The sequence below is a fragment of the Aliiroseovarius sp. D2-2 genome (assembly GCF_055809455.1).
Genome location: NZ_CM147913.1, coordinates 2,832,726 through 2,852,661 on the forward strand (window position 1 = coordinate 2,832,726; position 19,936 = coordinate 2,852,661).

16 protein-coding genes and 3 pseudogenes are annotated in these 19,936 nt (G+C 55.4%); 7 read left to right on the forward strand and 12 right to left on the reverse strand.

Annotated elements, in window-relative coordinates; all coding sequences use genetic code 11:
* The first annotated feature begins 114 nt into the window (after positions 1–114).
* A complete protein-coding gene (locus tag AC0L6A_RS13905) occupies positions 115–846 on the forward strand; it encodes a M48 family metallopeptidase (RefSeq protein WP_473290881.1) in 732 nt (243 codons plus the stop codon).
* Between the two features lie 31 nt (positions 847–877).
* Positions 878–1,528 carry a GntR family transcriptional regulator gene (locus AC0L6A_RS13910; protein WP_473290882.1) on the forward strand — a complete coding sequence of 217 codons (651 nt, stop codon included), beginning with the start codon at positions 878–880 and terminating at the stop codon, positions 1,526–1,528.
* A 41-nt stretch (positions 1,529–1,569) separates the two neighbouring features.
* Here the strand turns inward: AC0L6A_RS13910 and AC0L6A_RS13915 are convergent, their stop codons facing one another.
* The 11 genes and pseudogenes from AC0L6A_RS13915 to mdh form a co-directional block, all read right to left on the reverse strand.
* Entirely contained in the window at positions 1,570–2,217 is a 648-nt protein-coding gene (locus tag AC0L6A_RS13915; RefSeq protein ID WP_473290884.1) for a hypothetical protein, read from the reverse strand.
* Positions 2,218–2,441: 224 nt separating this feature from the next.
* Positions 2,442–3,665 (reverse strand): Na+/H+ antiporter NhaA, encoded by a 1,224-nt coding sequence (gene nhaA / locus AC0L6A_RS13920; protein ID WP_473290886.1) that lies wholly within the window; start codon positions 3,663–3,665, stop codon positions 2,442–2,444.
* Positions 3,666–3,807: 142 nt separating this feature from the next.
* Positions 3,808–5,192, reverse strand: a pseudogene (lpdA, locus tag AC0L6A_RS13925) (dihydrolipoyl dehydrogenase).
* Positions 5,193–5,291: 99 nt separating this feature from the next.
* Positions 5,292–5,561, reverse strand: a complete 270-nt coding sequence (locus tag AC0L6A_RS13930) for a hypothetical protein (protein ID WP_473290887.1) — start codon at positions 5,559–5,561, stop codon at positions 5,292–5,294.
* A 69-nt stretch (positions 5,562–5,630) separates the two neighbouring features.
* Positions 5,631–5,987, reverse strand: a complete 357-nt coding sequence (locus AC0L6A_RS13935) for a hypothetical protein (protein WP_473290888.1) — start codon at positions 5,985–5,987, stop codon at positions 5,631–5,633.
* Between the two features lie 139 nt (positions 5,988–6,126).
* Positions 6,127–7,618, reverse strand: a pseudogene (gene odhB, locus AC0L6A_RS13940) (2-oxoglutarate dehydrogenase complex dihydrolipoyllysine-residue succinyltransferase).
* Positions 7,619–7,621: 3 nt separating this feature from the next.
* Positions 7,622–10,601, reverse strand: a pseudogene (locus tag AC0L6A_RS13945) (2-oxoglutarate dehydrogenase E1 component).
* 63 nt (positions 10,602–10,664) lie between these two features.
* Complete coding sequence (sucD, locus tag AC0L6A_RS13950; RefSeq protein ID WP_473290890.1) at positions 10,665–11,546, reverse strand: succinate--CoA ligase subunit alpha; 882 nt, start codon at positions 11,544–11,546, stop codon at positions 10,665–10,667.
* Between the two features lie 29 nt (positions 11,547–11,575).
* Positions 11,576–12,115 carry a hypothetical protein gene (locus AC0L6A_RS13955; protein ID WP_473290891.1) on the reverse strand — a complete coding sequence of 180 codons (540 nt, stop codon included), beginning with the start codon at positions 12,113–12,115 and terminating at the stop codon, positions 11,576–11,578.
* Complete coding sequence (sucC, locus tag AC0L6A_RS13960; RefSeq protein ID WP_473290892.1) at positions 12,115–13,308, reverse strand: ADP-forming succinate--CoA ligase subunit beta; 1,194 nt, start codon at positions 13,306–13,308, stop codon at positions 12,115–12,117. The genes AC0L6A_RS13955 and sucC overlap by 1 nt, the downstream gene beginning before the upstream one ends.
* 350 nt (positions 13,309–13,658) lie before the next feature.
* Positions 13,659–14,621, reverse strand: coding sequence for a malate dehydrogenase (gene mdh, locus AC0L6A_RS13965; protein WP_246928723.1), 963 nt, complete (start codon positions 14,619–14,621; stop codon positions 13,659–13,661).
* 158 nt (positions 14,622–14,779) lie between these two features.
* Here mdh and AC0L6A_RS13970 point away from each other — a divergent pair, with 158 nt between their 5' ends.
* Positions 14,780–15,538, forward strand: a complete 759-nt coding sequence (locus AC0L6A_RS13970; protein ID WP_473290894.1) for a sulfite exporter TauE/SafE family protein — start codon at positions 14,780–14,782, stop codon at positions 15,536–15,538.
* Here the strand turns inward: AC0L6A_RS13970 and AC0L6A_RS13975 are convergent.
* A complete protein-coding gene (locus AC0L6A_RS13975) occupies positions 15,535–15,858 on the reverse strand; it encodes a hypothetical protein (RefSeq protein ID WP_473290895.1) in 324 nt (107 codons plus the stop codon). The genes AC0L6A_RS13970 and AC0L6A_RS13975 overlap by 4 nt on opposite strands.
* 301 nt (positions 15,859–16,159) lie before the next feature.
* On the opposite strand from AC0L6A_RS13975, the gene AC0L6A_RS13980 reads away from it, so the two are divergent.
* The 4 genes from AC0L6A_RS13980 (at position 16,160) to AC0L6A_RS13995 (ending at position 19,932) form a co-directional block, all read left to right on the forward strand.
* Positions 16,160–17,008 (forward strand): HpcH/HpaI aldolase/citrate lyase family protein, encoded by an 849-nt coding sequence (locus AC0L6A_RS13980; protein ID WP_473290896.1) that lies wholly within the window; start codon positions 16,160–16,162, stop codon positions 17,006–17,008.
* Between the two features lie 24 nt (positions 17,009–17,032).
* Positions 17,033–17,581 carry an NnrU family protein gene (locus tag AC0L6A_RS13985; RefSeq protein WP_473290898.1) on the forward strand — a complete coding sequence of 183 codons (549 nt, stop codon included), beginning with the start codon at positions 17,033–17,035 and terminating at the stop codon, positions 17,579–17,581.
* A 134-nt stretch (positions 17,582–17,715) separates the two neighbouring features.
* Positions 17,716–18,750 carry a MaoC family dehydratase gene (locus tag AC0L6A_RS13990; RefSeq protein WP_473290899.1) on the forward strand — a complete coding sequence of 345 codons (1,035 nt, stop codon included), beginning with the start codon at positions 17,716–17,718 and terminating at the stop codon, positions 18,748–18,750.
* A gap of 177 nt (positions 18,751–18,927) precedes the next feature.
* Complete coding sequence (locus AC0L6A_RS13995; protein WP_473290900.1) at positions 18,928–19,932, forward strand: glycosyltransferase family 2 protein; 1,005 nt, start codon at positions 18,928–18,930, stop codon at positions 19,930–19,932.
* The last annotated feature ends 4 nt before the right edge of the window (positions 19,933–19,936 follow it).

Sequence of the window (19,936 nt, forward strand, 5' to 3'; positions counted from 1 at the left end):
CCGTTCATACTTACTCGTCTGAGATTTCAGGCAACTGCCACAATGATGCGGGGGTGTCAAAGCCTTTTGCAGCAAAGGGTTGACCTTCTAGGCATTCAGGCCGCAATGAAGGGCATGTTCTTTCGCAATTCGCGCCACCGTTTGACCGAAAATACAACGCTGAATCTGGGCGCCCCAGATCCTGTCGCGATTGAATTGCGAGTTTCGAAACGTGCGCGCAGGCTTTCTTTGCGTGTCTCAAGACTGGATGGGCGCGTGACGCTTACTGCGCCATTCGGTTCAAACCAGGACGAGGTGCTGCAGTTCGCACAAGAGCGTCTTGACTGGATCCGTGGGCATCTTGCGCAAACCGCACCCTCTGAGGTTCCGCAGATCGGATCAACGCTGCCATTTCGGGGTATAGATCTGTCGCTGGCTCGCGGGCAGGCTCGAGTTGTCGAGGCCTATCAGGACAAGTTGCTTCTACCCCCGCACTCTCCGCAACATGACATTATCCGGCTCGAGGCCTTTTTGAAAGAAAATGCACGCGCGGCACTTGTTGCTGCCAGTGATCACTACGCGGAAATGGTCGGTCGGTCTTATGGGCGAATAACCCTGCGCGATACGCGGTCCCGCTGGGGGTCCTGCAGCTCGCGTGGCAATCTCAGCTATTCATGGCGCCTTATCATGGCACCACCCGAAGTACTGAACTATGTCGCCGCCCACGAGGTATCGCATCTGGTCCACATGGACCATTCTCAGGCTTTCTGGGCGCAAGTGGATGCGATCTTTCCGAACTACGACGCGCCAAGGAAATGGTTAAGGGATCACGGCACTGCCCTTCACCGTTTTCGCTTTCGTGATTGACCCTCGGGAATTTTGTGATCACAGTTAGGGTATGCAAAACCAAGCCCGTCAAACCCCTGACAGCACCAGCGCCCATGAACGGGTCTATCGCCACTTACGCGCCCGGATTATGCACGGGGAACTGGATCCCGGTGAAAGCCTGACTATTCGCGGTATTGGAGGCGAATACGGCGTCTCAATGACCCCTGCACGCGAAGCTGTAAGGCGGCTTGCAGCGGAAGGAGCGTTAACACTGTCAAGCTCTGGCCGCGTCACCGCGCCAGACCTGTCCGCTGAGCGAATAGAAGAGCTGGCCGCGCTGCGGGCCCTGTTAGAGCCCGAACTGGCCGCCCGCGCCCTGCCCCGTGCCCACATGACCCTGATCGACCGTCTACGCGCGATCAATGCGCGTGTATCAGAATGCGTCGCCAATCAGGATGCCAGTGGCTACCTGCGCACCAATCTTGAGTTTCACCGCACAATCTATCTGCGCGCCCAGGCCCCGGCGATCCTAGCTATGGCCGAGACCGTGTGGCTACAGCTTGGTCCCACCATGCGGGCACTATACGCCAAAGGACAGCGATCTGACTTGCAACGGCACCACCGCATGATCCTTTCCGCCCTTGCTGCCGGGGACGAACCCGCGCTTAGGTTGGCGGTACGCACCGACGTCACACAGAGCCTGAAGATGCTGGGCGGGTGACCACCTAACTCACTAGTTTAGTTGGTCAGCCGATTTTGGCTTTAGTCCATCACATATCGAAATGCGGCAATCTCTGCATCGAGTTTGGCGAGGTCCAGTGCGCCTTTTTCTGGTGCAACAAAGAGAGCTTGCCGCCCGCAAGTTTTCATGCGTTTTGCGAACTCTTCTACCAAATGATAGCGGGGCCGGTTCATATAGTCGTCAAATAGAATATTGGTTCCAGGCTTTGCATTTCTCAACGATGTTAGAAAGCAGCAAACTCTGAAGCGCCCATCGACGAGAACCAGATCCGGTGCTGTATCGCTCTGTTTCCACATTTGGTCCGTGTAGTCGGAAAACTTGTGTCTTTGAGTGTAGGTCGTTGGGCGCCCCCACTTCATCAATGGTCCTAGATCAACATGAATCAAATTGACCCTATCAGTTGCATCTGCTGGCACTTGCTGAGAGACCGCTTTGATCCAGGCTCCGCTGGTGTCCGTTGCGTGGATATTTGCGTCTGTATTCTCCATAATCCAGCGCGTGCTCGCTCCACACCCATATTCGAAATATGTACGGCATTCCGATGCAAGTGATTTGAATAACTTATCGTCGCCTTCAAACAATTTGTCAGACGTTGATGCACGAAATGCCTGCGTTGGGGATAGCCCATTGCCGCCTCGACCCAATGCCCTTTTTAGAAAACTTTTCATTGCCATTTTTCCTGCGTTCCGACTCGTGTACCATTTATTTGCCGTTCAGGGCTGCCCCATGCTCATGCCCTGATGTCATTCTAGCCGCTCATATCCGAAAATTTCACATGGAAGTAGTATTTTTGCATGTGGTTGCATCAATCAAAAAAGTTTGACGTGTGCCGGCGTGTGGCAAATTCAACTAAGTTTGCCACACGTGGACATCAATTGGCTTATGAAGCGGTTCAAATCTGTGCTGATTTTCCTTTGCGTGATTGATTGTCAGTGTCGTATTTGTGAAGCCAGCTTACCGCCTTTGGTGAAGATGCACTCCACAACAAAACCGCACCGACCACGCCCGACAACAGCGACCCAGTCAAAACACCCAACCGCACCATATTCTGCTCGTCGACCGTGTCGAACGCCAAACCGCCAATGAACAACGACATCGTAAAACCAATCCCGGCGAGACAGGCAACACCATACAGCATCCGCCACGACACTCCGTCCGCGCGCGACGACAGGTTTAGCTTTTCAGCCAAAACAACAGACCCAAAAATGCCGATCTGTTTGCCGGCGAAAAGACCCGCGGCTACGGCAAGCGTCAAAGGTGCCAAAAGCGTTTCAGCCGAAAGACCAGTCAGCGGCACGCCTGAGTTGGCGAACGCAAACAGGGGCAGGATTGCAAAGCTAACGATTGGATGCAAATCATGCTCTAGGCTTTTAGCCAACGAACGACCTTTGGCATTCGGGGACAGCGGGATGGCAAAGCCAAGCGCAACGCCAGCCAAGGTCGCATGAACCCCCGACTTCAGGACCGCCAACCACAAAATGAAACCCACCAGCAGGTAGGCCGTCAGATTGAAGACCCCCCGAACGTTCATTGTCACCAAGACCACCAAACACAGGGCTGCGATAGACAACGCATAAAGTGACAAACTGGATGTGAAGAAAAGGGCGATGATCACAATGGCGGCAAGATCATCCACAACAGCCAATGTCAGCAGAAAAGTTTTTAGACGTGCACGCACTCGATCACCGAACAAGCTTAGCACACCAAGGGCGAACGCAATATCTGTGGCCGCTGGAATGGCCCATCCCTTGGCTTCCGCGCTGTCGATCCCGACAATGCCCAAGAAGACCAGCGCGGGCACAACGATACCCCCGATCGCGCCATAGACCGGCAACGAGGCTTGCTGCCAACTAGACAAGCTTCCTTCACGGATCTCGCGTTTGATCTCTAGTGCGACAAGCAAGAAAAAGACGGCCATAAGGCCATCATTGATCCAAAGTAAAAGCGGCTTGGAGACCTTAAGGTCGCCAATGGCCCAAGTGGCCTGTGTGGTTAGCATTGCGTCATACAGCGGTCGAAGCGCCGCTGTGTTTTCAAATGCCAACCCCGCCACGGCTGCCGTGGCCAAAACAATGCCAGATGCAAGCGTTGCATCCACGCCAATAACTTTTTCCATGCACTCCTCCTGTTGAACTACCCAAGATGGATACGACGGAGGGACAGTTCCAGATCACTTCTGAGTATTTTTGTCGGAAAACAACGTCAGAACAAAAAAAGAGCGCCCAGTGGACGCTCTTTGCAACTGTATTCCGTGGCGTTCAGGAATGGATCGGGCCATCCCCACAGGCCAGAGCCGCCTCACGTACCGCTTCCGAGAATGTGGGGTGAGCGTGGCAGGTGCGGGCCAGATCTTCGGCCGATCCGCCGTATTCCATCAGCACACAGGCCTCGTGGATTAGCTCGCCGGCGGCAGGGCCCATGATGTGCACGCCCAACACGCGGTCGGTGGCTTTGTCAGCAAGGATTTTCACAAATCCGTCGCCTTGGAACACGGCCTTTGCGCGGCCATTGCCCATGAAGCTGAACTTGCCGATTTTGAAATCGACGCCAGCCTCTTTCAGTTCTTGCTCGGTCTTGCCAACCGATGCGACCTCGGGCGAGGTGTAGATGACGCCGGGGATCACGTCATAGTTCACGTGGCCAGATTGACCAGCGATGCTTTCTGCAGCCGCCATGCCTTCGTCTTCAGCCTTGTGGGCCAGCATCGGGCCCTCGGTCACGTCGCCAATGGCCCAGATGCCGGGCACTGACGTCTTCCAGTGATCGGTGGCGATCTGACCGCGCTCGGTCATCTTCACGCCAGCGGCTTCCAGACCCAGACCATCCACGAACGGACGGCGACCCGTGGCAACCAACACCACATCGGCGTCAATCGCGTGTTCGCTGTCATCCTTGCGCAGCTTGTAGTTCACCGTCGCCTTGGTTTTCTTCGCGTCCACGTTTTGAACGGCAGCACCCATGATGAAGTTCAAGCCCTGCTTTTTCAGCGTGCGCTGGAACGTCTTCTGGATGTCTTTGTCCATGCCCGGCGTGATCTCGTTCAAGAACTCAACCACAGTCACTTCCGACCCCAGACGCGCATAGACCGAGCCCATTTCAAGGCCAATGACACCCGCGCCGATCACGATCATCTTGCGAGGATCTTCGACAGCTCAAGCGCGCCGGTCGAGGTCACAACGACTTTCTCGTCCACTTCAACTCCAGGCAAGCTCGATGGCTCGGACCCAGACGCAATCACGATGTTCTTGGCAGTGTGAATTTCGTCACCCACCTTCACCTGACCGGCAGCGGGGATCGATCCCCAACCCTTCAGCCAGTCGACCTTGTTCTTTTTGAACAGGAACTCAATGCCCTTGGTGTTTTGACCAATGACGTCGTCCTTATAGGCCAGCATCTCTTTCCAATCGACCGAGGGGCTTTTGCCCTTCAGACCCATCTTGGCGAAGTTATGCTCGGCCTCATGCAAGCTGTGGGACGCATGCAGCAGCGCCTTCGAGGGGATACAGCCCACATTCAGGCAAGTGCCGCCCAACGTCTCGCGTCCTTCGACACAAGCGGTCTTCAGGCCCAGCTGAGCGCAACGGATGGCGCATACATAGCCGCCGGGGCCGCCACCGATGATGATTACGTCATAGTCTGCCATATCTCTCTATCCTTCTTTCTTCGCCATGCGCTGGCCGACTGCCGTATCTGCGCAACTTGCGTATTCGCATTGAAACTGAAAACCTTTGCGGTTCGCCCCTTAAACCGGGGTCAGCAGCTTCACACTCACATTGATCACACCATCGCGTTCCATATGCATCGCAAGTTCTTCGGACTCGAAGAACGCACGGGCTCGTTCAAGATCAAGGACCTGGAAAAGCGCAACCGCGTGATTTTTCTGATTAGGGTCGCGCCAGACATGCAGCTCGCGGATGCCGACGGCTTTGCGGTTGAACCGGTCCTTTTTGAAAACCGTGTACCAAGCGTCGAAATCGGCCACATCGGCTTGCCAGAGTACATGAGTTGCCATGTTAGCTTCCTTTCCCAGTAGGCGTTCGTTCGGCCCTGATAAACCTGCTTCGTTGTCTGGTTTTTGCCTTCAAGCTAGACCTTGGCGTTCTTTGAAGAGCTTTCGATAAGCCGCTGGCCAGTATGGATCGCGCAAACCAAAGAAACACCCAGCCAGCATTAGGCCCATGAAGGGAACATTGGCCATAGCCGCTGCTTTTAGCAAAACCGTGTCTTCATGGCGAAAATGATAGTGAGCAGCGTTTGCCGCAGAGACAAACAACGGCACACAAAGCACCAGTGACACCAAAAGCACCATGTTGATCCCCCTAAGAACTTTCATATGGAAGGCAGCAACCATTAGTTCAATCTTAAAGGTAAAGACCGTAAGAATCGTTATAAAAGATGCCCATGTAAATGCCCCCACACCATGGAATCCAAAGCCCATCTTGCTCAAAGAGCAACTGAGCAAGGCTATGAGCCACGGAATAAATAAAGAGCGGAAGCAAAAGAAGGCACCGTAAACGAGCCGTCTTTCGCTCCCTTGCTGATACTGGCGGATAAACTAGCACTGTGGATGATTGTCCTTACAGATCCATCAACAACCGGCGCGGATCCTCAAGCGCTTCTTTCACGCGCACAAGGAAGGTCACAGCGCCTTTGCCGTCAACGATGCGGTGGTCATAGCTCAGCGCCAGATACATCATCGGGCGGATCACAACCTCTCCGTTGATCGCCATGGGGCGGTCTTGGATTTTGTGCATGCCAAGGATACCCGATTGCGGGGGGTTTAGGATCGGCGAGGACATGAGCGAGCCATAGACACCGCCGTTTGACAGGGTGAACGTGCCGCCCTGCATTTCGTCCATCGACAGCTTGCCATCTCGGGCTTTGCGGCCCTTTTCGGCAATTGCTTTTTCGATCTCGGCGAAAGACATGCTGTCGGCATCGTTGATCACCGGAACCACAAGGCCCGTGGGCGTGCCAGCAGCAACACCCATGTTCACGTAGTTCTTGTAAACGATGTCGGTGCCATCAATCTCGGCATTCACTTCGGGTACTTCTTTCAGCGCGTGACAGCACGCCTTGGTGAAGAAGGACATGAAGCCCAGACGCACACCGTGCTTTTTCTCAAACAGGTCTTTGTACTCTTTTCGAAGCGACATGGTTTCCGTCATGTCCACCTCGTTATAGGTGGTCAGCATGGCGGCAGTGTTCTGGCTGTCTTTCAGACGGCGCGCGATGGTCTGACGCAGGCGCGTCATCTTCACACGCTCTTCGCGCGATGCATCACCCGCAGCGCGCGGGGCGGCCGGGGCAGCAGCGGGTGCTGCGGCTTTCGGTGCGGCCAAGGCGGCAGCTACGTCATGCTTCATCACACGGCCATCGCGGCCAGTGCCCTGCACGTCGGAGGGGTTCAAGCCAGCTTCGGCCATGGCTTTCTTGGCGGACGGTGCGTCTTCCACGTCCTTGCCAGCCGCCGCAGGGGCAGCAGCTGCGGCAGGTGCCGACGCTGGCGCGGCGGCCACTGCACCGCCTGACGACAAGACAGCCAGTTTGGCAGTCGCGTCAACGGTGGTGCCTTCTGGTGCAAGGATTCTCGGTCAACACACCAGCGGCGGGCGCAGGCACTTCAACCGATACTTTATCGGTTTCCAACTCGCAGAGCATTTCGTCCTGCGCGACCGCATCGCCAACTTGTTTAAACCAGCTCGAAACAGTGGCTTCCGACACACTCTCGCCCAGCGCAGGGACCATCACATCAACGGCTTGTCCCGCGTCGCCAGCGGGCGCAGCAGCAGGGGCAGCTTTGGCGGCGGCCGGGGCTGGGGCAGCGCCCTCGCCTTCACCGATCATGGCCAGCAGAGCGTCAACGCCAACGGTTTCGCCTTCAGCGGCAACGATCTCGCCCATCACGCCAGCGGCAGGGGACGGCACTTCGACGGTGACCTTGTCGGTCTCCAGCTCGCAGAGCATCTCGTCTACCGCAACGGCGTCACCGGGTTTCTTGAACCATGTTGCGACCGTGGCTTCTGTCACGCTTTCGCCCAGCGTGGGGACACGTACTTCAATGCTCATGGCTTATTTCCCTTCCATGGTCAGCGCGGCATCCACCAGCGCTGCTTGTTGTGCTTTGTGTGCAGATGCCAGACCCGTAGCAGGCGAGGCAGCAGCGGGGCGGCCGGCATAGATCGGACGCGTGTGTTTCGCGCCGATGCGTGTCAGCACCCATTCAATGTTTGGTTCGACGAAGGACCACGATCCCTGGTTCTTCGGTTCTTCCTGACACCAGACGATTTCCGCCTGCTTGAAGCGTTCCAGCTCTTTCACACAGGACATGGCTGGGAACGGATAGAACTGTTCAAGGCGCAGGATATAGACATCTTCGATGCCGCGTTTGTCACGCTCTTCCAGCAGGTCATAATAGACCTTGCCCGAGCACATGACGACGCGCTTGATCTTATCGTCTTTCACCAGCTTGGCATCCGAACGACCGGTACCGTTATCACGGTCGCCGTCATCCCACAGAACGCGGTGGAAGCTGGAACCTTCGGTGAAGTCCTTGGCATCCGACACGCACAGTTTGTGACGCAGAAGCGATTTTGGTGTCATCAGGATCAGCGGCTTACGATAGCCCCGGTGCAGCTGACGACGCAGGATGTGGAAATAGTTGGCTGGGGTCGAACAGTTTGAAACGATCCAGTTGTCGCCACCACACATCTGCAAGAAACGCTCTAGACGCGCCGAGCTGTGTTCCGGCCCCTGCCCTTCGAAGCCATGCGGCAGAAGAATGGTCAGACCAGACATGCGCAGCCATTTGCTTTCACCGGACGAGATGAACTGATCGAACATGATCTGGGCACCGTTGGCGAAGTCGCCAAACTGGGCTTCCCACATCACCAGCGCGTTGGGTTCAGCCAGCGAATAACCATATTCAAAGCCCAACACCGCATATTCCGACAGCATCGAGTCGATGACCTCGTAATGCGCCTGACCTTCGCGGATGTTGTTCAGCGGATAATAACGTTCCTCGGTGTCCTGATTGATTAGGCCCGAATGGCGCTGCGAAAACGTTCCACGCGTACAGTCCTGACCGGACAAACGCACAGGGAACCCTTCCGACAACAACGAACCAAATGCCAGAGCCTCGGCCGTGGCCCAGTCAAACCCGGTGCCACTTTCAAACATCTTGGCTTTGGTATCCAGAAGACGTCCGACAGTCTTATGCATCGGAAAATCGTCCGGCGCGGTCGACAATGCGCGACCCACCTCGTTAAAGGTCTCGGTCGCGATCTCGGTCTTGCCGCGCTGGTATTCGTCGCTGTTGGTGTCCAAATGCGACCAACGGCCATCCAGCCAGTCGGCCTTGTTCGGCTTATAGTCCTTGCCGGCCTCAAATTCGTCATTCATGCGTGCTTGGAAAGCCGCCTTCATATCTTCGATTTCGCCTTCCGGGATCAGGCCGTCTTTGACCAACCGTTCGGTATAGAGCTGAAGCGTTGTCTTATGCTTCTTGATGTTTTTGTACATCAGCGGGTTGGTGAACATCGGCTCGTCGCCTTCGTTGTGACCAAACCGGCGATAGCAGAAGATGTCCAGAACCACGTCTTTGTGGAACTTCTGGCGGAATTCAGTCGCGACGCGGGCGGCGTGCACCACGGCTTCCGGGTCATCGCCATTCACGTGGAAGATCGGGGCTTCCACCATCAAGGCAATATCCGTCGGATAAGGCGACGAACGCGAGAAATGCGGCGCGGTCGTGAAGCCGATTTGGTTGTTCACCACGATATGCATCGTGCCGCCGGTTTTGTGTCCAACAAGACCCGACAGGCCGAACCCTTCGGCCACAACACCCTGACCAGCAAAGGCCGCATCACCGTGCAACAGGATCGGCAAAACTTGATCACGATCCGCATCGTTTATCTGTTCTTGCTTGGCACGAACCTTGCCCAGCACAACCGGGTTCACGGCTTCTAGGTGCGAGGGGTTCGCGGTCAGCGACAAGTGCACTTTGTTGTCGTCAAACTCGCGGTCTGACGAGGCACCAAGGTGGTATTTCACATCGCCCGACCCGTCGACTTCCTCGGGTTTGAAGCTTCCGCCTTGGAATTCGTTGAAGATCGCGCGGTAAGGCTTCTGCATCACATTGGCCAGAACCGACAGGCGGCCACGGTGCGGCATGCCAATTACAACGTCTTTCAGACCCAGCGCACCACCGCGCTTGATGATCTGCTCCATCGCTGGGATCAGCGCTTCGCCACCATCAAGGCCGAAGCGCTTGGTGCCCATGTATTTGACGTGCAGGAACTTCTCGAAGCCCTCGGCCTCGACCAGCTTGTTCAGGATCGCCTTACGACCTTCCTGCGTGAACCGGATTTCCTTGTCGAACCCTTCGATACGTTCTTTCAGCCAACCGGCTTCTTCCGGGTTCGAGATATGCATGTATTGCAGCGCAAAGGTGCCGCAATAAGTGCGTTTCACGATCTCAAGGATACTGGCGGATCGAGGCAACCTCAAGACCCAAAACATTGTCGATGAAAATCGGGCGATCCATATCGGCGTCGGTGAACCCGTATGAGGCCGGGTCCAGCTCGGGATGCGAGGATTTCTCTTGCATGCCTAGCGGATCAAGATCAGCAGCCAAGTGGCCCCGGATTCGATAAGCCCGAATGATCATAAGCGCCCGGATACTGTCCAGAACCGCGCGTTTGACCTGATCGTCGGACAGTTTAACGCCCTTCTCTTCGGCCTTCGCTTCGATCTTCTTGGCAGCCGCCTTGCCTTCTTCGGCAGGAGCCTCAGGCCATTGACCGTCCAGAGCATGCACCCGGTCGCCGTCCGGCATCGGGGGCCAGTCACCGCGCGCCCAGCTGGGGCCTGCGGCCTCGGCGGTTACGTCACGGGCATCATCCCCAAGCTCTGCGAAAAACGCATGCCATGCGGCATCAACCGCATTGGGATCTTTCACATACTGGGCATAAAGCTGCTCGAGATACTCGGCATTGTGCCCTTGCATGAAGCTTGATGCATGGAAGATGTCGTTGGGGCTCTGGTCGTTCATGGGATCACCTGAGTATTTGAAAACGCGCGCCCCGTGTTTCAGGGGCGCGAGAGGGTCGTCTTATTAACCGATGGCCTTCAGTACGGCCTCGCCCAGCGTTGCGGGGCTGTCTGCCACCACAATGCCAGCAGCACGCATGGCTTCGATCTTGTCTTCGGCACCGCCTTTACCACCAGCAACGATAGCACCAGCGTGGCCCATGCGGCGTCCCGGAGGCGCCGTACGGCCAGCGATGAAGCCAGCGACCGGCTTCCAGCGGCCTTTTTTCTTCTGGTCCGCCAGGAATTCAGCAGCTTCTTCTTCTGCCGATCCGCCGATCTCACCGATCATGATGATCGACTGAGTTTCATCGTCATCCAGGAACATGTCCAACACGTCGATATGCTCGGTGCCCTTGATGGGGTCGCCGCCGATGCCAACAGCTGTCGACTGGCCCAGACCGATATCGGTGGTCTGTTTCACAGCTTCATAAGTCAGCGTACCCGAGCGCGACACAACACCAACGCTGCCGCGTTTGTGGATGTGGCCGGGCATGATGCCGATTTTACAAGCACCGGGGGTGATCACGCCGGGGCAGTTCGGGCCAACAAGACGCGAAGCCGTGCCTTCCAGCGCGCGCTGTACGCGCATCATGTCCAGCACCGGAATGCCTTCAGTGATGCAGACGATCAGTTCCATCTCAGCGTCGATCGCTTCAAGGATCGAGTCCGCTGCGAAGGGCGGCGGCACGTAAATTACCGAAGCATTGGCTTCAGTGACGTGCTTGGCTTCGTGAACCGAATTGAAAACCGGAAGGCCCAGATGATCCATGCCACCTTTGCCCGGCGTTACACCGCCGACCATTTTGGTGCCATACGCAATGGCCTGTTCCGAGTGAAAGGTCCCCTGCGAGCCGGTAAAGCCCTGACAGATCACCTTGGTGTTTTCGTCGATAAGGACTGCCATGTGGTAGTCTCCTTAGTTGCGGCCTCGAATTAACGAGAAGCCTTATGCTCAAGCGTCAAGAAGAGAGAACCAACAGGACCTTTTGCAGATTTGTAGTAAAAGAGCTCAAGCTGCAGCTTGCGACCCTCACTTTCGAATTCCGCGCGCTTGCCTTTGATGAACCGCGTAGGGTTATCATCGAACTTTGCCGGTCCTATAAATGTTGGTTTAGCTCCACTTCCTGCGATTTTCACTAAGCGGTTGAACCGTTTGACAACGTCGCGTGCCGTAAGATGTTTTGAACTTACATGGCAAGAAAATTTGCCTTGTGTCCGCGAACTGCTCAGCTTGTAAGTTGGCCTTCCAGCCAAACCCTTAGCTGTACCCTTTGCGTCATACTGAGCGAATACATCACCCACGTGGTTCACAGCAGCAGCTCCATCCCCGGCATTCGATCCATTCCCAAGCGCCAGCACAGGTTTAGAAAGACACGCTTTCTCGAAAACCTCCGCTGCACGATCTGCTAGGCTCTTGGCATTCGCAGATGTCGCGGTCAGGAAGATGGAAAGAATTGCGATGGTTGCTTTCATCAGCCCTTCACCGCTTTCACGATTTTCTCTGCACCGTCCGACAGGTTGTCGGCAGCGATCACATCAACGTCTGAGTTGTTGATGATGTCTTTTCCGGCTTCCACATTGGTGCCTTCCAGACGTACGACCAGCGGAACCTTCAGGCCCACTTCTTTCACGGCTGCAACCACGCCTTCGGCGATGACGTCACAACGCATGATACCGCCGAAGATGTTCACAAGGATGCCCTTCACGTTGGGGTCCGAGGTGATGATCTTGAAGGCTTCGGTCACTTTCTCTTTGGTCGCACCGCCACCAACGTCCAAGAAGTTGGCAGGCTCTGCGCCGTAAAGCTTGATGATGTCCATGGTGGCCATCGCCAGACCTGCACCGTTCACCATGCAGCCAATTTCGCCGTCCAAAGTGATGTAGTTCAGATCGTATTTCGAGGCTTCCAGCTCTTTCGCGTCTTCCTCGGTCACGTCACGAAGTTCCGAGATGTCGGAATGACGATAAAGCGCGTTGCCGTCAAAGCTGACCTTAGCGTCCAGCACTTTGATGTCACCGGCGTCTGACACGATCAGCGGGTTAATCTCCAGCATCTCCATGTCTTTTGCGGTGAACGCTTTGTAAAGCTTACCCATCAGGGCGACACACTGTTTGACTTGTGCGCCTTCAAGGCCCAGCGCAAACGCGATGCGGCGGCCGTGGAAGCCTTGGTAACCCGTTGCCGGATCAACCGAGAAGCTGAGGATCTTTTCGGGGGTGGCCTCGGCCACTTCCTCGATGTCCATGCCGCCTTCGGTGGAGCAGACAAACGAAATGCGCGAGGTCTGGCGATCAACCAGCAGAGCAAGATAAAGCTCACGCTCGATGCCGGAACCGGCTTCGATGTAGATGCGGTTCACTTGCTTACCAGCGGGGCCGGTTTGGTGGGTCACAAGGGTGCGGCCCAGCATTTTCTTGGCTTCCTCAGCGGCTTCTTCAACCGATTTGGTCAGGCGCACACCGCCTTTTTCGCCAGCGTCAGCTTCCTTAAAGGAACCTTTGCCGCGACCGCCTGCGTGAATTTGGGCTTTGACCACCCAAAGCGGTCCGTCGAGTTCACCTGCGGCTGTTTTGGCGTCTTCTGCTCTCAATACAACGCGGCCGTCCGAAACGGGGGCGCCGTAGGATTTCAGAAGGGCCTTCGCCTGGTATTCATGAATGTTCATGAAATCATCCTATCCAGTTGGTCCAATGGGTCCCGGACAAGATGCACAAGTGAAACAGAAGGCTGAAATGTTTTTTAACAAAATGGCTGATTTTCGTCCAATCTCGCAGATTTTGTGATCACAGCGCAAAAAGTGTGATCACAAAAAGCCAAATTGCCACTCTGCATCTCATTTGCGAATCTCAAATTGGCGAAACCGACACTACATAGAACGTGTGCGCCTCTCGACCAATAGATGCCAGTTGAAAGGATCACCAATTCGATCTTAGGCCGTCAGGGTCTGATCTGGCCCACACAAAAAAATGCGCCCCCAAAACTGGAGGCGCACTCAATACTTTTTAGATTGCTGACTTACGCCAGTGAGCTGTCGATGCCCTTACAGGCTTCGACAAGACCCTTCACCGCGTCGACAGATTTGTCGAACATGGCTTGCTCATCTTTGCTCAGATCAATGTCGATGACCTTCTCGATGCCGTTGGCGCCGATCACTGTCGGAACACCAACATAGAAACCGTCAAGGCCGTAAGCGCCATCAACGTAAGCTGCACAAGGCAGCACGCGTTTCTGGTCGTTCAGGTAAGCCTGAGCCATTTCAATCGCCGAGGCCGCTGGGGCGTAATAAGCCGAGCCGGTTTTCAGCAGGCCAACGATTTCAGCGCCACCGTCACGGGTGCGCTGAACAATCGCGTCCAGTTTCTCTTGGCTGGTCCAACCCATCTTGACGAGGTCAGGCAAAGGAATGCCGCCAACAGTCGAATAACGGGGCAACGGAACCATCGTGTCGCCGTGTCCACCCAGAACGAATGCATTCACATCGCGCATGGAGACGTCGAATTCGACCGACAGGAAGTGGCGGAAGCGGGCTGAATCCAGCACGCCAGCCATACCCACAACCTTGTTGTGCGGCAGGCCCGAGAACTCGCGCAGCGCCCAAACCATGGCGTCCAGCGGGTTGGTGATGCAGATCACGAATGCGTTCGGGGCATTTTCTTTGATGCCTTCGCCGACCGATTTCATGACTTTCAGGTTGATGCCCAGCAGGTCATCGCGGCTCATGCCCGGCTTGCGCGGAACGCCAGCGGTCACGATACAAACGTCGGCACCAGCGATATCTGCATATGAGGTGGTCCCCGAAAGGGCTGCGTCGAACCCTTCAACAGGACCGCTTTCCGCGATGTCGAGTGCTTTACCCTGTGGGATGCCGTCTGCAATATCAAAGAGGACGACGTCGCCCATTTCTTTGAGTGCAGCAAGGTGAGCAAGTGTGCCACCGATCATGCCGCTACCGATAAGCGCAATCTTGGGTCTGGCCATGAGTGTGATCTCCGATCAGTTGTTTTCGGGCGCATGCCTAGTCCTAAAGTGCCTTTCGCGCAAGGGCGCTGCGCTGCGGCATCACACTGGGCTTGCAACAGAATGCGACAGACGGTAGCGCTAAAGCGCCCATTTTCCAGACTTTTGAAGGATTTCAGATGCCCGAGGTTTTGGACCTCACTTTCTTTGCCTTTGCAATCCCGGCGGTGATCTTTGCCGGGATTTCGAAGGGTGGCTTCGGCTCTGGTGCCGCTTTTGCGGCGACTCCTTTGCTTGCGCTGATTCTGGAACCAGGTGCGGCTATCGGACTGATGCTTCCGCTTTTGATGCTCATGGATGTGACTGCCCTAAAGCCCTATTGGCGCAAGTGGGACAGCCCGTCCGCTTGGGCGCTGATACTTGGGGCTGCACCGGGCGTGGCGATAGGGGCCGCGCTTTATACAATTGCCAATCCCGACGTGTTTCGATTGCTGATCGGGTTGATTGCGGTCGGATTCGTCCTGTTCCAAATGGCGCGCGCAAGGGGCTGGATCCCCCCTGCCCAAAACCCCATGACCGGTCCGGTTGGCGCTTTTTGGGGTATGATCGCTGGCTTCACCAGTTTTATCAGCCATGCAGGGGGACCGCCTGCCGCTGTCTATCTGTTATCGCGACGGTTAGACAAAACGACGTTTCAAGCCACTACGGTTATCAGTTTTTGGGCGATCAATCTGATGAAGTTTGTCCCCTACTTCGCCTTGGGGATTTTCACGTGGCAAACGGCAAAGGCTGATCTTTTGCTGATCCCCTTTGCCGTTATCGGTGTCTGGATAGGTGTGCATCTGCACCACAAGATGTCAGAGCGGCTGTTTTTTGGCTTCACCTATCTGTTCTTGATTCTCACTGGGACGAAGCTGATCTGGGAAGGGCTGACCTAAACCGGTTTTCCCAGCCGTGTTGGTATCAGCTCTTCATTCAGTTGCTCATATCCGCGGCCAGCAGCGATTAGACAGGTTACACCCTGCGGCGTGGTGACCGTGATGGTCCAAGTGCCGCTTTCAGGTGAGGCAAAGACCTCGACCACCTGACGGTCCGACGCCAGCCCGATGGATTGCCGCGTTTCGCCATAGGTTTCGGTTAAGCGTTGCATCACAGCCGTTCGATCCGCACAGCGGCTCGCGTTCTGGGCTTGCAGCTGTCCTGCTGACAGAAGGATCGCGGCGACACCCAGACTAAGGGCCAGTATATCCTGCTTCATGGATCTGTCCTTTCAAATGGGCCGATCTGCTGGGCCATCCGGCGTACCGGGGCATCAGGGCCGTGTTCCGTGTCGCGCGAGCTGCATTCCATTGCATCAGTGGCCAACTGTGGACCCTTCCGTCACTCGGCGGTTGTCAGGGAAGCCTGCGCCCTGAAATCAAAGAAGTGGTTAACGTGCCGATCACGAAGCCCAATTGACGATGAAGTCCGAAAAATTTCTGCGTTGCGGCAAAGTTTACCTTGCGGTTTGGTGCGCAAATGTGATCCCTTGCGCAACAATATTGCGGAGACACAGAATCATGACCACACGCCCCTATCGTTCCGTCCTTTACATTCCCGGCTCGAAAGCGCGCGCGTTGGAAAAGGCCCGTGGCCTGCAAGCTGACGCCATCATTTTTGATCTTGAGGACGCAGTAGCGCCGGAGGCCAAGGTTGAAGCACGCGCCATTCTGAAAGCCGAGATCGACAAAGGCGGTTATGGCAACCGCGCTAAGATCGTACGCATCAACGGGTTCGACACAGAATGGGGCAAGGATGACGTGGCGGCCTTCGTGGGCGCAGACATCGACGCTATCCTGATGCCGAAAGTAGGCTCCGCCGCGCAATTGGATGAACTGGCCGCGCTGATCCCGGATGTGGATCTGTGGGCGATGATGGAAACCCCCATCGGCATGTTGAACGCCGCTGAGATTGCAGCGCATCCCCGCCTAAAGGGCTTTGTCATGGGCACAAACGATCTGGCGAAAGAGCTGAACACCCGCTTCCGCTCTGACCGTCTGCCCATGATGGGTGGGCTGCATATGTGCTTGATCGCCGCCAAGGCCCATGGGGTCGTGATCATTGACGGGGTCTATAACGCTTTCAAGGATGATGAGGGCTTAAAAGTCGAATGCGATCAAGGCCGCGACATGGGCATGGATGGCAAAACGCTGATCCACCCCGCGCAGCTTGCAATCGCAAATGAAGCCTTCGCTCCGTCCGAGGCCGAGATTGAATTGGCCCAGCGCCAAATCGCTGCTTTCGAAGAAGCAGAAGCATCCGGCCAAGGCGTCGCTGTTGTGGATGGTAAAATCGTCGAAAACCTGCATGTTGAGACGGCAAAATCCATTTTGGCCAAAGCCGATGCCATCACCGCGATGGAGGGCTGACGCCCCTGTCAAAGGACTCTAGCTATGACACTTCTAATTTTCGGCCTTGTACTATGGTATGTAGGCCACTTCTGGAAACGCGCCCTACCCGGCCCACATGCAAATATGGGTCAACGGGCAAAGGGTTTCTCAGCAATCCTGATAGTCATTAGTATTGTCCTAATGGTGATCGGCTACCGCCTCATCGAGAGCAACGATTTCTGGACTTACCCACCCGCATTGAAGCATCTGAATAATCTGCTGGTGCTGATCGCTTTGTATTTCACCAGCCCCGGACCGTCGAAAGGGGCGCTGTTTTACAAGATGCGCCACCCAATGCTGACCGGCTTCATCATCTGGGCCGTGGCTCATATGATGGTTAACCCGGACCAAGCCTCGTTGATCTTGTTCGGTGCGCTGACGGTTTGGGCCGTTCTTGAAATGATCGTGATCAACCGCGCAGAACCAGATTGGCAGCTAAATCCCAAAGGGAAGATTGCGAAAGACGCCATGTTCTTTGCCATCTCAATCCTTCTGCTGGTGATCATTGGTTACATTCATGGTCTGGTCGGTCCCAGCCCATTTGGTACGTGACATGAAGCATTTGCGCGCCGTGGTATCTGAATTCGTCACCGCGTTTGGTGACACGGCGCAAACGCACAAATTGGTGAGCTGGGCATCGCACAATTGCCCAGCACACAACCCCGACATAAAATTGGAGAGCTTTGATGGCTAAGACCAACCCCGGACGTTTTTTCGAGGATTACAAGCTGGGCGACGTGATCGACCATGCCGTACCGCGTACAGTGGCCGAAGGCGAACGCGCGCTTTATCATGCGCTCTACCCCGCCCGGCATGCGCTTTATTCCTCGGACGAATTTGCTGGGGCTTGCGGCTTAGAAGGCTCTCCGATTGATGACTTGATTGCGTTTCACGTCGTGTTTGGGAAAACCGTCCCCGACATTTCTCTGAACGCTGTTGCGAACCTTGGTTATGCCGAGGGACGTTGGTTGAAACCCATTTATCCCGGCGACACGCTGCGATCGCAATCCGAGGTGATCGGGCTGAAGCAGAACTCCAACGGTAAATCGGGTGTTGTTTGGGTACGCACGCGTGGGTTCAACCAAGTGGGCGAGCCGGTGATGGAATATGTGCGCTGGGTGATGGTGCGCAAAGGAAATCTGGACGCCCCTGCACCCGAGACTGTGATCCCAGAATTGAAAGGCGCGCTTGATGTAGGTGATCTTTCGATCCCCGAAGGGCTGTCATTCGAAGACTACGACTTCACCCTGGCCGGCGAACCTCATCGTTGGGGTGATTACGAGGTCGGCGAGAAAATCGACCACGTGGATGGTGTGACGGTCGAAGAGGCCGAGCATATGATGGCCACCCGCTTGTGGCAGAACACGGCCAAAGTGCATTTCGACGCCACTTTCCGCCCCGATGGGCAACGCTTGATTTATGGTGGGCACGTGATTTCGATGGCGCGTACGCTGTCCTTTAACGGCCTTGCCAACGCACAGATGATCGTCGGCTTGAATGGCGGTGCACACGCGAACCCCTGTTTCTCGGGTGATACTATCCGTGCTTGGTCCGAGGTTCTGGACAAGGCGGATACAGACGCGCCCGGTGTCGGAGCGGTCCGTTTACGCCTGGTGGCCGTAAAACACGGCGCGCCGGAATTTGCGTTGAAGGGCGAAGACGGGAAATACCTGCCCGAAGTTATGCTGGATCTGGACTATTGGGCGTTGATGCCGAAATAGGTGACGCATGGATTGATCTGCGAGTAGTATCAGTTGTTACTCGCATCAATTGGCCGACGCCCTATAAAAGACCGTTCTCGAGTTTCCTTTTTAGGATTGGTCTGTGGTCAAGTTTCATCGGTTCTGGCACACATCACCCGAAAACTCATTTATCGACTTGAAAACGGGACTCGCCACATGACCCAATGGAAACGTCTTGCTTCACGGGCTGTAAGCCTTAGCAAGCATATGCATCTTGGCCAAATGGCTCGACCAACTGCCCCGCCGATCATCGAGAATGATACACGCAAACCTCTTGCAGTTGTGACTTTCGTCTGGAACGAGGAAGCCTATCTGAAAAAGTGGGTTGAGTATTACGGAAAGCAACTTGGCCGTGAGAACTTATTTGTGTTTGCCCACGGCGAGGATCCGATGGTGTCCCGTGTGGCAGAAGGCTGCAGAATTTTTGGGTTGCCCCGTAGCCGTGTCGATGCCTTTTTTGCGCGTCGCAAGTCTGATCTCGCAGCGGGTACAGTGTCATTCCTTTTGGCAGAATTCAAAACTGTAATCGTTGGCGACGTCGATGAAATGGTTATCATTGATCCTGCCAAGGGCGGGCAGCTTATTGATTATGTCGAAGCCAATCGCGGGCTAAACCGATCGCTGAAACCGTTCAATCTGGACTTGTTAGACGCACCAGAGGCCGGCCCCTTGGATATGGACCGCCCGATTTTTGCACAGCGCAATCTCGCACGATGCCGCTATCAATTCTGCAAACCCGTGATCGTTTCAGATCAGATTGAGTTCGCAGCCGGTTTCCATTATTCCAGCCACTATCCAATGCTCGCGCAGGATGCCTATCTGGTGCACCTACACTTTGCTGATCGAACTATTAATGAAGAAATCGGTCGGCTGAGACTTGCCAGCTTCGTGGATAATCCGCACTTAGATGCTGCACATCAACGTTCTAAGGGTTTTTGGTCCAAGCATATGAAACGGTATCAGAACCGGAATCGACAGTCTGCCGCGATGCCAATCCTTGAACTGGACAAGGCGGTCCCTCAGTTTTGGGATGCAATGCGCAACAACGTGATCCGAGAACCCAGAACTAAAATCAACGCGCCCGGATGGACCATGACCTTCGGAAAAGTTGACGAGGAAGTGCGCCTGAGCGTTCCTGACCGTTTCACCGAAGTTCTATAACAAG